The organism is Microbacterium sp. NPDC089696 (assembly GCF_044749125.1).
In the GTDB taxonomy this organism is placed as follows: Bacteria; Actinomycetota; Actinomycetes; order Actinomycetales; family Microbacteriaceae; genus Microbacterium.
In genome coordinates this window covers 1,741,966-1,755,590 of record NZ_JBIVHF010000001.1, presented here as the reverse complement: position 1 = coordinate 1,755,590, position 13,625 = coordinate 1,741,966, and the positions used below count along the sequence as shown (strand labels likewise).

Here is a 13,625-nt window from a genome sequence, read left to right as displayed (position 1 = left end):
GTGTTCATGAAGGAGCAGGACGACGGGGTTCGGGCGCGCGGGCACTCCCGCGAATCTCGCCTGCGCTGGCCACCAGTAGAAAGCCACCCGACGCCGCACGCCGAGGAACCCACCACAGGGGACCAGCTTCTCCGCCGATCGCTCCATGAGTCGATATGCAGTTGTGCGACCGGCCTGAGCCAGTTCCGTCAACTCTATCAGCGCCGCCGCGGAATCACGCGGGACCGGCCACGATCCCGAAGAGTCATCGGCCCGTCACCGCGCGTTCACCGCGTGGATGCGGTCAGGTGCGCGGCGTCCGGTGAAGTGTTCGTCATGCGCATGTCAGTGATCGGCTGCGGGTACCTCGGTGCCGTGCACGCCGCGGCGATGGCCTCCATCGGACACGACGTCGTCGGCATCGACGTCGACGAGCGGAAGGTCGCCGCACTCGCCGACGGCGCCGCCCCGTTCTACGAGCCGCAGCTGGACGACCTGCTGCGCGACGGTCTCGCCTCCGGGCGCCTGCGCTTCCGCACGGACATGGCGGAGGCCGCGGGGTCGGCGGTGCACTTCCTCGCCGTGGGCACCCCGCAGGTCGCGGGCGGCCACGCGGCCGATCTCCGGTTCGTGGACACCGCGGTCGAGGCGCTCCTCCCCCATCTGCGGCCGGGCGACGTCGTCGCCGGCAAGTCCACGGTCCCGGTCGGCACGGCGGCGCGGCTCGCGGAGTCGATCGCCGCGACCGGCGCGACCCTGGTGTGGAATCCCGAGTTCCTCCGCGAGGGCTGGGCGGTGCACGACACCATCACCCCGGACCGGCTCGTCGTCGGCATCCCGTCCTCGCAGGCCGGGGACACGGCGGCCGATCTCCTGCGCGACGCGTATGCTCCGGCGATCGCAGCCGGAGCCCCGTTCCTCGTGACCGATCTCGCGACGGCCGAACTCGTGAAGGGCGCCGCCAACGCATTCCTCGCGACGAAGATCTCCTTCATCAACGCGATGGCGGAGATCGCAGAGGCCTCCGGGGCCGACGTCACGCTGCTCGCCGACGCGCTCGGTCACGACACCCGGATCGGTCGTCGCTACCTCGGCTCCGGCATCGGCTTCGGCGGCGGCTGTCTCCCCAAGGACATCCGCGCGTTCGCGGCGCGTGCCGAGGAGCTCGGGCGCGGTGAGGCGGTCGGCTTCCTCCGCGAGGTCGACAGCATCAACCTGCGACGACGGGATCGCGCCGTGCAGCTCGTCGTCGACGCGCTCGGCGGACTCGTGTTCGGCAAGCGGATCGCCGTGCTCGGCGCGGCGTTCAAGCCGTTCAGCGACGACATCCGCGACTCCCCCGCCCTCGACGTCGCGGTGCGACTGCGCGGACTCGGCGCGGACGTCGTCGTGACCGATCCCGCCGCCCTGCCGAACGCGACCACGGCGCACCCGCAGCTCGGCTATGCGGACGAGCGCGACGACGCCCTGCGCGACGCGGACGCGGTCGTGGTCGTGACCGAGTGGGACCTCTACCGCCGCGAGATGACTCCCGAGCACGCGGGTTCGCTCGTCGCGGGACGCGTCATCGTCGACGGTCGCAACTGCCTGGATGCCGCCGCCTGGCGCGCCGCGGGGTGGTCGTACCACGGCATGGGCCGCCGCTGACCGGAACGGTCGCTGCTCGTTCCGGAGCTCCTCAGGAGACCGTGACGCGGCGCTCCGACGCGGACCGTCCGAGATAGACGTAGTCGTCGTGCTTGGCGTCGCGCCCGTCGCCCGCCGCCCGTCCGTGCAGACGCCGCCATACCCACGGCAGCGCGTGACGACGCCACCACAGGCCGGCGCCGATCGACTCGTTCTCGTGGAGTGCCGCGTCGAGGGCTCCGAGAGCGTCGGCGTGCGGCACTCCGAGCACGTCGCCGGCCCGGTACGCGAGGAAGCGGTGGCCGCGGCTGCTGAGGTGCACGAGGTCCTCGCCCCAGTTCTCCCGGTCGGGCAGCGACGGATGCATGTCCGTGTCGATGAGGATGGCTCCCGTGCGTGCGGCGATCCCGGCGAGCGCGGTCGCGAACGCCGAGAACCGACGCGTGTACAGGCGCGCGGCCCGTCGCCGCGGCAGGAAAGGGGTCACCAGCACGACGTCGGCACCGATCTCCCGCAGCCGACGGACGGCGTCCTCGAGCTCCGCGGCGAGCGCCCTCACGTCGACGGTGCGCTTGACGAGGTCGTTCGCTCCGATGAGCACGGACACGAGGTCCGGTCGGAGCTCGAGCGCGCGCGGGAGCTGCGTCGCGCACACGTCGTGCACGCGCTTGGACCGGATCGCGAGGTTCGCGTAGTGCAGTCCTCCCCGGGCTGCCAGGAGGAGCGCGAGGCGATCGGCCCATCCACGCAGCGCGCCGTCGGGGGCGGGGTCGCACAGTCCCTCGGTGAGCGAGTCGCCGAGCGCGACGTACCGCTGCCACCGTCGTCCGACGAGAGGGGCGGTCGTCTCCGGACGGGTGACGCGGCGCGCGCGGAGTCCCGAGTCCACGGCGCGGAGCCCCCGCGCCTCCTCGAAGTGTCCGAGCAGCTGATCGCACACGCTCGCCCAGCTCCGCCCCTGCACGGCTGCCCAGCCGGCCTCACCGAAGGCACGGCGCTTGCGGGCGTCTCCGGCGAGGTCGGCGACGCGCGTGCGCAGGTCGTCGAGGTCGCCCGGGCGGTACAGCCAGCCGTCGATGCCCATCCGCACGAGGTCGAGGGGCCCGCCGCGTCCCGTGGCGACGACGGGCACACCGCTCGCGTGCGCTTCCTGGAGAGTCTGCCCGAAGGTCTCGCTCTCCCCCGGGTGCACGAACACGTCGAAGGACGCGGCGGCGGCCGCGAGTGCCTCCCCGCCCAGGTGGCCGAGGAACAGCGCCCGCGGCATGAGCGCCTCGAGCTTCGCCCTGCTGGGTCCGTCTCCCACGATCACGAGGCGTGCGCCGGGGATGTCCTGCAGCACGGCGAGGTCCTCGACCTGCTTCTCGGGCGCGAGACGGCCGATGTACCCGATCACGACCTCCCCGCCCCATCCTCGCCGCAGCGTCTCGTCGCGGCGTGCGGGCTGGAAGCGCTCGGCGTCCACTCCGCGCCCCCACCGTCGGACGCGGTCGACGCCCAGCGTCGCGAGCTGCTGCGCGGATTCGGCGGATGGCGCGAGCGTGAGCGTCGCCCTCCGGTGCAATCGCGCAATGTGGGTCTGCGCGATGCCCGTCGTGACGGGGATGCGATAGTGCTCCGTGTAGGCGGCGACGTCGGTCTGGTACGCGGCGACGGAGGCGATGTCGAGCCGTTCGGCGGCGAGCGCGCCCCGCCAGCCCAGAGCGAACGGGGAGGCGAGATGGACCACGTCGGGCTGGAACCGGCGCAGGGACGCCGCGACCCGGTGCGCGGGCGAGGTGCCGACGCGGACGTTGCGGTAGCCCGGCAGCGGGAGGCTGGGGATCGGCTCGACGCGGGCGCCGTCGATCTCGGACGGGATGCCGACGGCGTCGGGCGCGATCACGTGCGCCTCGTGCCCGGTGCGCTCGAGGTGCTTCAGGATCTGCAGCACGGATCCGGTGACACCGTTCATGTGCGGAAGGAAGGACTCTGTCACGATCGCGACTCTCACACCCTCAGGATGCAGCGGCTGCGGAGGCGCGGATCGCCGAAACGACCGCGGGCACCAGAAGTTCACCGGATGCTGGATCGCTGGTCACCGGCTATCCGCGCTTTGGTTCCCGTTCATCTCGGACCCGCACTGTGGGGCCGTGCCGACAGACCTGCTCACCGGCCCCTGGGGTCTCGCGATCATGAGCCTGCTCGTGCTCGGCGACTCCTTCTTCGTGGTGATCCCCGGGGAGATCGCTGTGACGGCTCTCGGCGCCGTCTCCTCGGCATCCGGTTCCCCGCCCCTGTGGGCGGTCATCGCGTGCGCGGGGATCGCCGCCGCCCTGGGCGATGCGAGCGTCTATGTGATCGGCCGCACCGTGGGGACGGAGCGGTGGCGCTGGATGCGCGCTCCCCGGGTCCAGCAGGCTCTCACCTGGGCGCGTCGCCGGCTCGACGGCGGCATGGCCATGGTCCTGTTCACCGCGCGCTTCGTGCCGTTCGCGCGTCTGGCGATCAACCTCGTCGCGGGTGCCTCCCGCATCCACCCGGTGCGCTACCTGAGCCTCGCGGGCGTCGCCGCTCTGGGGTGGGGCGCCTATCAGGCCTCCGTCGGGGCTCTGGTCGCCGCGATCGTGCCCGGAGGTCCGGTGGTCGCGGTTCTCGTGTCGGTCGCGGTCGCGGTCGGGCTCGGCGCGGTGATCGACCTCGTGACCCGGCGTCTGCGCCGATGACCGACCTCGCGCTCCGGGTCGTGCTCTAGGCTGGCGGGCATGAGCACCGAAGAAGGCGCGTCCTCGACCGAGGACATGAAGCGCAAGTTCAAGGAAGCGCTCGAGAAGAAGAACGCGCACCACCGTGAGGGCGAGGCCCACCTGGACGGCGACTCCGCCGTGCACGGAGGCGCCGCCCCGCAGACGCGGCGCGAGTTCCGACGCAAGAGCGGTTGACCGCACGGATGCGGGAGCCGATCTCCTCGGCTCCCGCATCCTCTCTCCGTCCGCGTCTCAGCGCTGCTGCGCTGCCCGGGCGCGAGCCCGCTCCTGCTTGGCCGACATCTCGTCGATGGCGGAGTCCTTGAGGCCCTGCGAGTCGACCGCGGTCTTCTCGTCGGACATCCCGTGGCTGTCGACCCCGTCGAGGAGCGACTCGTCGAACGGCAGGTCTCCGCCGAGCACGCGGCGCACCCGATCACGGTCGATCTGCTTGGTCCACGTTCCGATCAGCAGGGTCGCCACCGCGTTGCCGGTGAAGTTCGTCAGGGCTCGCCCCTCGGACATGAACCGGTCGATCCCGACGATGACGCCGACGCCGTCCACCAGGTCCGGGCGGTAGGCCTGGAGGCCTCCGGCGAGAGTGGCGAGTCCTGCTCCCGTGACGCCCGCCGCCCCCTTGCTCGCGATGATCATGAAGACCAGGAGGCCGATCTGCTCGCCGATGGACATGGGCTGCCCCATGCCCGTCGCGATGAACAGCGACGCCATCGTGAGGTAGATCGCGGTGCCGTCGAGGTTGAACGAGTATCCGGTCGGGACCGTGATGCCGACGACCGGCTTCGAGACGCCGACGTGCTCCATCTTCGCGATCAGACGCGGCAGCGCCGACTCGGACGACGACGTGCCCACGATGAGCAGGTACTCGCGCGCCAGGTACTTGATGAGGCTGAAGATGTTGACACGCGTGACGGCGTACAGCAGCACACCGAGCACGACGACGATGAACACGATGCACGTGATGTAGAACGCGACCATGAGGATGCCGAGGCTCCAGATCGCCGCGATGCCGGTCTTGCCGACCACGGCGGCGATCGCCCCGAAGGCTCCGAGCGGAGCCAGCCACAGGATCATGCCGAGGATGCGGAACACGAGCTTCTGCAGGTTCTTGACGGCGTCCATGATCGGCGCGCCCTTCTCGCCGAGGCCCTGGAGCGCGAAGCCCGAGAGCAGAGCGATGAAGAGCACCTGCAGCACGCTCTCGCCGGTGAAGGCGGAGAAGAAGGTCGTCGGGATGATCCCGAGCACGAACTCCGTCGTGGTCTTGGCCTCGGTGTCGGTCGCGTCGTAGCTGGAGCTCGCCATGTCGAGGCCCGCGCCGGGGTGGATGATGTTGCCCACCACGAGGCCGATCGCGAGCGCGAAGGTCGACATCACCATGAAGTAGAGCAGCGCCAGACCGCCGATCTTGCCGACCGTCGCCGCCTTCGCGATCGAGCCGACGCCCACCACGATGGTGCAGAAGATGATCGGGGCGATCATCATCTTGATCAGCGAGACGAAGCCCTTGCCGATCGGCTCGAGCGACTGCCCGACCTCGGGGGCGATGAGCCCGACGGCGGCGCCGAGCACGACCGCGATGATGACGGACACGTACAGCCACGTGTGCCTGTCCCACGCCTGCTTGTTGCGCCGCCAGTGGAAGCCCGGAAGGGAGAATCCCGTCGTGATGGCCATGTTTCCTCCTCGATCATGAACGTCGTCGTGTCATGTGCGCGGGCGACCTCGCCTGCGATCCCCTCACGCTCCCCGACTTCCCTCGGCCACGCGATTTGTGGTCGTATTGGTCATCACGGATCTCGGCGCCCCGCGATCGACGACGATCGGAAGGAAGCGATGGCACACGCCCGCAGCGCGCGCAGCACGGCGTCGCGCGTCTTCCTGGTGCTGCTGGTCGCCGCGCTCGTGATCGGCGCGCTCGTGGCCGTGTTCCTCGTCGTGGAGGCGCAGCGCGCGACGCACGCGGAGGCCGAGCGCGTGACGGCCGCCACGGCGCAGACCCTGGCTTCCTCTCCCGTCGTGACCGAGGCGCTGGAGTCGGGTGACCGTGCCATGGCGACGCGGATGCTGGAGCCGTACGCACTGGACGTCGTCGACACCGCCGACCTGGATTTCGTCACCGTGATGACCCCTGACGGCGTGCGCGTGACGCACCCGGACCTCGACCGCATCGGAGAGCAGTACCTCGGCACGATCCCCGTCGAGCCCGCGCCGCTGACCGAGGTGTTCACCGGCACGCTCGGTCCTTCGGTGCGCACGATCGTGCCGGTGCGCGCGCCCGACGGGGAGGTCCTCGGCTGGGTGTCGGCCGGCGTCACGATCGAGTCGATCTCCGACACGCTGTTGCGCCGGCTCCCGCTGTCGCTCGCGATCACCGCCGCGCTCGTCGCTCTCGGGGCGCTGGGAGCATGGGCCGCACGGCGCGTCACGCGACGTATCGCCGGTGATCTGCCGCCGGGTCAGGTGCGCGACGCCGTGTCGTCGTACGAGTCGCTGCGCACGCTCGGCGACGCCCTTCGAGCGCAGACGCACGAGCACGGGAACCGCATGCACACCGCGGTCGCCCTGCTCGAGCTCGGCCGCAGCGCGGAGGCGATCGACATCCTCACCGAGACATCCCGCCAGAGCCAGTCCCTCGTCGACCAGGTGACCGCGCGTCGCGCGGGCGATCCGGCCGTCGGTGCCCTGCTGCTGGGCAAGGCTTCCCAGGCGAAGGAGCGCGGCATCGACTGGCGCATCCGCATCGAGCCGGACACTCCCGCGTCACCGCTCTCGCCGGTCGACAGCGTCGCCGTGCTCGGCAACCTCGTCGACAATGCGATGGACGCCGCGGCCGGAGGCGCCGAGCGCTGGGTGTCGGTCGTGCTGCAGCCCGCGCCGGACGGCGGGATCGAGCTCGAGGTCTCCGACAGCGGGTCCGGTGTGCCCACCGAGCTTCGCGAGCGGGTGTTCGAGTCCGGGTTCTCGACCAAGCCCGCGGGCGCTCAGGGGCGGGGAGTGGGCCTCGCCCTCGTGCGGTCCGTCGTGCACGACGCGGGCGGCACGGTCGAGGTGCGCTCCGACCCGACGACGTTCCGCGTGACCCTGCCCGCCGCGCGAAGACGGAGGACTCCGTGATCCGCGTGCTGCTCGTCGATGACGACGCCCTCACGCTCGAGCTGCATCGCTCGTACGTCGAGCGGATCGAGGGCTTCGAGGTCCGCGCCGAATGCTCCGGGGCGCGCGCCGCGCTGAACGCCGTCCTCGGGCACGCCGGCGCAGACCCGTTCGACCTGGTGCTGCTCGACATCACGATGCCGGACGGCTCCGGGATCGACGTGCTCCGCACCCTGAGGGCGAGAGCGACCGCCATCGACGTGATCGCGATCACGGGCGTCCGCGACGCCGAGACCGTACGCCAGATGGCGGCGCTCGGCGTCTACCAGTACCTCGTCAAGCCCTTCCCCTTCGCGGTGTTCCGCGAGCGCCTCACGGCCTACCGCGACCACCGCGAGAGCGCGCGCTCGACCGACGGCGAGGCCACGCAGGCCGAGATCGACGCACTGCTGGGGCGCGCGACCGGCGCGATCGCGCTTCCCAAGGGGTTGTCCGCCGCGACTCTGCAGTCTGTCTCGGCCGCCCTGCGCTCCTCCGGGCCGGTGTCGGCGAGCGAAGCAGCGGACCTCCTGGGGATGTCGCGCGTCTCCGTGCGCCGGTATCTCGAGCACCTCGCCACCGAGGGCGTCGTGATCCGGGCGGCACGCCACGGCACACGGGGGCGCCCCGAGACCGAGTACTCGTGGCATCGGCGCACCGACGGGAGTGTCTGACGCGAGAGCCGACGCGATCAGCGCGGAAGCCTGCCCTCGTGCAGCAGCCCCTCCGGATCCAGGCGCGCCCGGACGGCGCGGAGCCGCTCGATCGACTCGACCGGACCGCACTTGTCAAGCGTCTCCCCCGGCCCGAGGAACGTCGGCACGGTCTGCGGCGCCAGGGCGCGATCGAGCACGCGGCGGAAACCCGCCATGCTCGCGTCGCCGGGCTCGGGCGGCGCGCCGGGAAAGACCGGCACGAGTGCGTGCAGCAACCACCCCACGCCCTGCAGCGTCGCGAATCCCGGACGGCGCGGTGCATCGAGCGCGCCGCCCAGCATCCGGATGTCGATGCCCATGACGGGCCACTGCTCCGGGGCCTCCCGGAACCTCATGAGCTCGTCGATCAGCGCATCGTCGAGCGAGGTGAGCGCCGCCGACGCCCCGCGCCCCGGAGTGGGGTCGGTGGGCTCCGCCGCCGCCGCGGCGAGCGTCGCGGGCGAGGTGGGACCCGCGGTCTCCTGCCGCACGGTGGCTGCGCCGCGGATACCCCGCAGCAGGTCGTCGGCCGGGCCGTTCGTCGAGAGCGCCTGCACCGTCAGGAAGCTGCGGCCGCGGATCGCCTCAGGGAGCTGGGGCGCATCGGGCATGCGCATCGAGTTCGTGAAGACGTTGAGCGACTCCGGAGCGTCGGACGCGAGGTCGCGCACCGCGCGCAGCACGTCCGCGGAGTCGGAGGCGTCGAAAGTCAACGCCGCGCCCCAGATCGCCGGGGCGCGGACCAGGTCGATCTCGAGATCGGTGACGATCCCCGCGATGCCTCCTGCGCCTCGCAGCGCCCACATGGTCTCGGGGTCGCTGTCGTCGTCGACGCGCTCGTGCGTGCCGTCGACGCGGAGGATCCACGCCGCGCGCAGCGCCTCCGATCCGAGACCGGCCGTGCGGCTGAACCAGGAGTGGCCGCCGCCGAGCGTGTAGCCGGCGACGCTGACGACGGGGCTCGTGCCCGCGGGGGCCGCCCAGCCCGTGCCCTCGAGCGCCTGCACGACCGCGCCCCACCGCACGCCGCTGCCGACCCGCACGATGCCGGCGTCGAGGTCGAGCGCGAGGCCGTCGAACGCCGCGGTGCGTACGAGGAGCGCACCGGCGAGGTCTCCGCCGGCGCCGTGCCCGCTCGGCTGCACCGCGATCACGGCGCCCGCGTCGCGCGCCGCCCCGAGCAGCACGCGGAGGTCGTCGACGTCGGCCGGCGACGCGACGGCGGCGGGATGCTGCTCGACCGCGAGGTTCCACGGTCGGCGCGCGGCGGCGAACTCGTCGTGGTCAGGAAGGATCAGCGACCCGCGCAGCGCTGCGGCGGCGGAGTCCCACACGGAGGAGAGGGCCATGAGGTCACCGTACGACGCCCCTCGGACATTGTCGACGGCCTCCTGGCCCTCTCTCGTGCCGGTTCACGGCTCACTCGCCGGCGAGACCGCCCAGCATGTGGCCGAACGAACGCCCCTCGCCGAGGTACGTCGCCGGGTCGTACGGGTCCGCCGCCGTCGCGACCTCGCGGCTCGCGATCGCCTCTGCGAGCTCGCGAGCGCCCTTCTCGACGCGCTTCGCCAGTGGCGCGACGTCGTCGCCGGAACCTCCCCAGTCGCTCGAGGCCGCGAAGACGCCGGTCGACACGGCCTCCGCGTGCAAGTAGGCGAACAACGGGCGGATCGCGTAGTCGATCGCCAGGGAGTGCCGCGCCGTGCCGGCGTTCGCACCGATGAGCACGGGCTTCCCGGTCAGCGAATCGGGGTCGAGCACGTCGATGAACGACTTGAACAGTCCCGAGTAGCTCGTCGAGAAGATCGGGGTGACCGCGATCAGGGCGTCCGCAGAGACCACGGTGTTGATCGCGGTCTCGAGCGCGGGCGGCGCGAAGCCGGTCAGCATGTTGTTCGTGATGTCGTGCGCGTGGTCGCGCAGCTCGATGACGTCGATCGAGGCCTCGATGTCCTTCGCGGCGAGGGCCTTCACGGTCTCCGCCGCGAGTCGGTCCGCGAGCATCCGGGTGGACGAGGGGTTCGACAGGCCGGCCGAGACGACGGCGATGCGACGCGTGGTCATGTCACGCCTCCTTCCGGGCGAGGCCGAACGCCGCACCGGCGGGCGCCGGGGTGTCCTGGTAGGGCGAGTCGCCGGTGAGGTTGTCGCCGCGGTTCGCGCCGGGACGCGCCTGCCGGGTCGGTCCGTCGCCGAACACGGCCCGCACGCGCGCGGCGTGGGTCGGGGCGTCCGGCACGGTGTCGGGGCGGTCCTTGGCCAGTTCCCTGCGCAGCACCGGGACGACCTCCGATCCCAGGATGTCGAGCTGCTCGAGCACCGTCTTCAACGGCAGGCCGGCGTGGTCGATCAGGAAGAGCTGGCGCTGGTAGTCGCCGAAGTGCTCGCGCATGCCCGCGTAGCGATCGATCACCTGCTGCGGCGAGCCCACGGTGAGCGGGGTCATCTCGGTGAAGTCCTCCATGCTCGGGCCGTGGCCGTACACGGGCGCGTTGTCGAAGTACGGACGGAACTGCGTCACCGCGTCCTGCGACTTCGCCGCCATGAACACCTGGCCGCCGAGGCCGACGATCGCCTGCTCGGGGGTGCCGTGCCCGTAGTGCGCGTAGCGCTGGCGGTAGAGCTCGATCAGGCGCTGGTAGTGCTCCTTGGGCCAGAAGATGTTGTTCGCGAAGAAGCCGTCGCCGTAGTACGCGGCCTGCTCTGCGATCTCGGGCGTGCGGATGGAGCCGTGCCACACGAACGGGGCGATGCCGTCGAGCGGGCGGGGCGTCGAGGTGAAGCCCTGCAGCGGTGTGCGGAACTTGCCCTCCCAGTCGACGACGTCCTCGGTCCACAGCTTGTGCAGCAGGGCGTAGTTCTCGATCGCGAGCGGGAGACCCTGGCGGATGTCCTTCCCGAACCAGGGGTACACGGGCCCGGTGTTGCCGCGGCCGAGCATGAGGTCCATGCGGCCGCCGGACACGTGCTGCAGCATCGCGTACTCCTCGGCGAGGCGCACCGGGTCGTTGGTCGTGATGAGCGTGGTCGAGGTCGACACGAGGAGGCGCTCGGTCTGCGCGGCCAGAGCCGCGAGAAAGGTGGTGGGGCTCGACGACCAGAACGGCGGGTTGTGGTGCTCGCCGATCGCGAAGACGTCGAGGCCGACCTCCTCCGCGTGCTTCGCGATCGTCATGGTCGCGGCGATCCGCTCCTGCTCGCTGGGCGTGACGCCCGTGGTGGGGTCGCGGGTGATGTCGCTGACCGACATGATGCCGAACTGCATCTGCGTGGCTGCCTGCTCGCTCATGGTTGCTCCGTCTTCTCCGAATCGGACGTCGTGCATCCGTTTCTATTCATTTGAATGTATATGGGTCAACGCAGTCGGAGCAACTTTATTCCCGGGAGTAGCCTCGGAGGATGAACAGTGCCGGAGCCCGCCCGAACCCCGACACCGCGACAGTCCCCAAGCCCCGTCGACGTGTGCCCTTCTGGGACAACGCCCGCTACGCGTGCATCGTGCTCGTGGTGCTCGGCCATGCCGTCCAGCGCCTCACGTACGACTCCGACATCGCGCTCGCGGCCTACCTCGCCCTGTACGCGTTCCACATGCCGGCGTTCGCGATCATCTCGGGCTACTTCTCGAAATCCGGGTCTCCCACCCGCGTGCAGATGGCCCGCATCATCACCGACATCCTCGTGCCGTACGTGATCTTCGAAGTGCTGTGGACCCTCACGAAGTGGCTCGTGGAGGGACAGGCCGACCCGAACCTCACGAAGCCCTCGTGGACTCTGTGGTTCCTGCTCGCCCTGGGCATCTTCCGCCTCGTGCTCCCGTATCTCGCGCTGCTGCGGTGGCCGCTGCTGTGGACGATCGTCATCTCGATCGGCGTCGGATACCTGCCCAACGTCGACAGCACGTTCTCGCTCTCCCGCACGCTCGGCCTCCTCCCCTTCTTCACGCTCGGCTGGTGGCTGCGCGAGCACGACATCGTCGCGCGGTTCCGACTCCTCGACGCACGGCCGTGGTGGACGCGGGTCGCCGCGATCGTCGTGCTGGCAGCCGCGGGTTTCACCGCGTGGCACTGGATCGACGTCTGGCAGGCGATCGACCTGCGCCACTGGCTCTTCTACGAGGACGCGTACGCCGACCTCGGCGGCGAGCAGTGGTGGGCCGGCGGTGTGCGGATCGCGCTGATGCTGCTCGCCGTGCTTCTGAGCGTCTCGTTCTTCGCGCTCATCCCCCGCGGCACCTACTGGTGGACGAGGTTCGGCCAGTACACGATGTACGTCTTCCTCCTGCACTCCTTCGCGCTGTACCCGTTCCGCGAGTCCGGCATCCTCCGCGACCTCGACCCGACATGGATCTGGCTGCCGCTCGTGACCCTGCTCTCCGTCGGCCTCGCCCTGCTGCTCGCGACGCGTCCCGTGCGGTGGGTGTTCCGCCCGCTCGTCGAGCCGCGGCCGAAATGGCTTTTCGTCGACCCCGATCTGGCCGGCCGCGAGGGCCACCGCAGCGACCCGACCGGATCCCGGCGCCCTCGTCCGACCACGGGCGCGAGCCGGTGAGCCGCGCGCCGAGCCCTGCGCAGAGCGTGCGCGACGAGATCGTCCGGGAGTCGGATGCCGCCGGCTTCGGCGCGCACGGCCTCCACGTCCGTCTCGGCGACGACGTCGCGGAGCATCGCTGGACCGCCGACGTGCGCGAGGAGATCCACTCCGTCGCGAAGGGCGTGAGCGTCCTGGCCGCCGGCATCGCGCAGGCCGAGGGACTCGTCGACCTCGACGCACCCCTGAGCGAGATCGCCGAGGACGTCCCGCTGGGCGCCGGAGTGGCCGAGCTCACGCTGCGCCGCCTGCTGTCGATGTCGAGCGGGATCGACCTGCCCTGGTCGGAGACGATGATGACGGACTGGCCGGACCTCGCCGCCGAGTTCCTCTCGCGCGACTCCCGCGGCGCCGTCTTCCAGTACTCGAACGCGAGCACGTACACGGCCATGGCGATGCTCGCGCGGCGGACGGGTGACGTCGCGGACTACCTGCGCCCGCGCCTGTTCGTCCCTCTCGGCCTCGACGACGTGATGTGGCGACGCTGCCCGAACGGACGCGTGCTGGCCGGCGAGGGCATCGCGCTGCGCACGGAAGAGCTCGCCCGGCTCGGGATGCTGATCCGCGACCGCGGTGTCTGGCGCGGCGAGCAGGTCGTCCCGGCGGCCGTCGTCGACGCGATGCACACCGACTGGGTCGCCGCCGGCGTCTCGGCGGGCTACGAGCGCTACGGCCTCGCCGGATGGGACGGTCCGGGCGATGCCTGGCGTCTGCACGGCGCCTACGGCCAGCTGCTGATCTTCCGCGGCGATGCCGTCGTCACCGTCACCGCGGACGACCACTTCGGCGCTGACGCCTTCGCCGCGACGGTGGTCGACCGCCTCGCGGCCGCCTGACCCGACGGCCCGCACCCGACCAG

The 13,625-nt window shown here is 71.2% G+C and carries 12 protein-coding genes; 7 read left to right on the top strand and 5 right to left on the bottom strand.

The window, feature by feature from the left end:
* The first annotated feature begins 315 nt into the window (after positions 1-315).
* Positions 316-1,626: a UDP-glucose dehydrogenase family protein gene (locus ACIPY8_RS08655; RefSeq protein ID WP_400817014.1), complete on the top strand. Its 1,311-nt coding sequence runs from the start codon at positions 316-318 to the stop codon at positions 1,624-1,626.
* A 31-nt stretch (positions 1,627-1,657) separates the two neighbouring features.
* Here ACIPY8_RS08655 and ACIPY8_RS08650 read toward each other — a convergent pair whose 3' ends face one another.
* Positions 1,658-3,583 (bottom strand): GDSL-type esterase/lipase family protein, encoded by a 1,926-nt coding sequence (locus ACIPY8_RS08650; protein ID WP_400817012.1) that lies wholly within the window; start codon positions 3,581-3,583, stop codon positions 1,658-1,660.
* A 154-nt stretch (positions 3,584-3,737) separates the two neighbouring features.
* On the opposite strand from ACIPY8_RS08650, the gene ACIPY8_RS08645 reads away from it, so the two are divergent.
* Positions 3,738-4,310 (top strand): DedA family protein, encoded by a 573-nt coding sequence (locus tag ACIPY8_RS08645; protein ID WP_400817010.1) that lies wholly within the window; start codon positions 3,738-3,740, stop codon positions 4,308-4,310.
* A 39-nt stretch (positions 4,311-4,349) separates the two neighbouring features.
* A complete protein-coding gene (locus tag ACIPY8_RS08640) occupies positions 4,350-4,526 on the top strand; it encodes a DUF5302 domain-containing protein (RefSeq protein ID WP_161804375.1) in 177 nt (58 codons plus the stop codon).
* Positions 4,527-4,583: 57 nt separating this feature from the next.
* On the opposite strand, the gene ACIPY8_RS08635 is transcribed toward ACIPY8_RS08640, so the two are convergent.
* Positions 4,584-6,026: a cation:dicarboxylate symporter family transporter gene (locus tag ACIPY8_RS08635; protein ID WP_400817008.1), complete on the bottom strand. Its 1,443-nt coding sequence runs from the start codon at positions 6,024-6,026 to the stop codon at positions 4,584-4,586.
* Between the two features lie 159 nt (positions 6,027-6,185).
* Between ACIPY8_RS08635 and ACIPY8_RS08630 the strand changes: the two genes are divergently transcribed.
* Positions 6,186-7,466: an ATP-binding protein gene (locus ACIPY8_RS08630; RefSeq protein WP_400817006.1), complete on the top strand. Its 1,281-nt coding sequence runs from the start codon at positions 6,186-6,188 to the stop codon at positions 7,464-7,466.
* Positions 7,463-8,158, top strand: coding sequence for a response regulator (locus ACIPY8_RS08625; protein WP_400817004.1), 696 nt, complete (start codon positions 7,463-7,465; stop codon positions 8,156-8,158). Before ACIPY8_RS08630 ends, ACIPY8_RS08625 begins: the two co-directional genes overlap by 4 nt.
* 17 nt (positions 8,159-8,175) lie before the next feature.
* Here the strand turns inward: ACIPY8_RS08625 and ACIPY8_RS08620 are convergent, their stop codons facing one another.
* From ACIPY8_RS08620 to ACIPY8_RS08610, 3 genes are all read right to left on the bottom strand, one after another.
* Positions 8,176-9,528 (bottom strand): FAD-binding oxidoreductase, encoded by a 1,353-nt coding sequence (locus tag ACIPY8_RS08620; protein WP_400817002.1) that lies wholly within the window; start codon positions 9,526-9,528, stop codon positions 8,176-8,178.
* 70 nt (positions 9,529-9,598) lie between these two features.
* On the bottom strand, positions 9,599-10,243 hold the full coding sequence (locus tag ACIPY8_RS08615; RefSeq protein WP_400817000.1) for an FMN reductase: 645 nt from the start codon (positions 10,241-10,243) through the stop codon (positions 9,599-9,601).
* 1 nt (position 10,244) lies between these two features.
* Complete coding sequence (locus ACIPY8_RS08610) at positions 10,245-11,468, bottom strand: LLM class flavin-dependent oxidoreductase (protein ID WP_400816998.1); 1,224 nt, start codon at positions 11,466-11,468, stop codon at positions 10,245-10,247.
* Positions 11,469-11,578: 110 nt separating this feature from the next.
* Here ACIPY8_RS08610 and ACIPY8_RS08605 point away from each other — a divergent pair, with 110 nt between their 5' ends.
* Positions 11,579-12,727 carry an acyltransferase family protein gene (locus ACIPY8_RS08605; RefSeq protein WP_400816997.1) on the top strand — a complete coding sequence of 383 codons (1,149 nt, stop codon included), beginning with the start codon at positions 11,579-11,581 and terminating at the stop codon, positions 12,725-12,727.
* Positions 12,724-13,602: a serine hydrolase domain-containing protein gene (locus ACIPY8_RS08600; protein ID WP_400816995.1), complete on the top strand. Its 879-nt coding sequence runs from the start codon at positions 12,724-12,726 to the stop codon at positions 13,600-13,602. The genes ACIPY8_RS08605 and ACIPY8_RS08600 overlap by 4 nt, the downstream gene beginning before the upstream one ends.
* The last annotated feature ends 23 nt before the right edge of the window (positions 13,603-13,625 follow it).

Coding starts and splice junctions, on each gene's coding strand:
- ACIPY8_RS08655 (WP_400817014.1), top strand. CDS start 316: ATGCGCATGTCAGTGATCGGCTGCGGGTACCTCGGTGCCGTGCACGCC.
- ACIPY8_RS08640 (WP_161804375.1), top strand. CDS start 4,350: ATGAGCACCGAAGAAGGCGCGTCCTCGACCGAGGACATGAAGCGCAAG.
- ACIPY8_RS08635 (WP_400817008.1), bottom strand. CDS start 6,026: ATGGCCATCACGACGGGATTCTCCCTTCCGGGCTTCCACTGGCGGCGC.
- ACIPY8_RS08630 (WP_400817006.1), top strand. CDS start 6,186: ATGGCACACGCCCGCAGCGCGCGCAGCACGGCGTCGCGCGTCTTCCTG.
- ACIPY8_RS08620 (WP_400817002.1), bottom strand. CDS start 9,528: ATGGCCCTCTCCTCCGTGTGGGACTCCGCCGCCGCAGCGCTGCGCGGG.
- ACIPY8_RS08615 (WP_400817000.1), bottom strand. CDS start 10,243: ATGACCACGCGTCGCATCGCCGTCGTCTCGGCCGGCCTGTCGAACCCC.
- ACIPY8_RS08610 (WP_400816998.1), bottom strand. CDS start 11,468: ATGAGCGAGCAGGCAGCCACGCAGATGCAGTTCGGCATCATGTCGGTC.
- ACIPY8_RS08605 (WP_400816997.1), top strand. CDS start 11,579: ATGAACAGTGCCGGAGCCCGCCCGAACCCCGACACCGCGACAGTCCCC.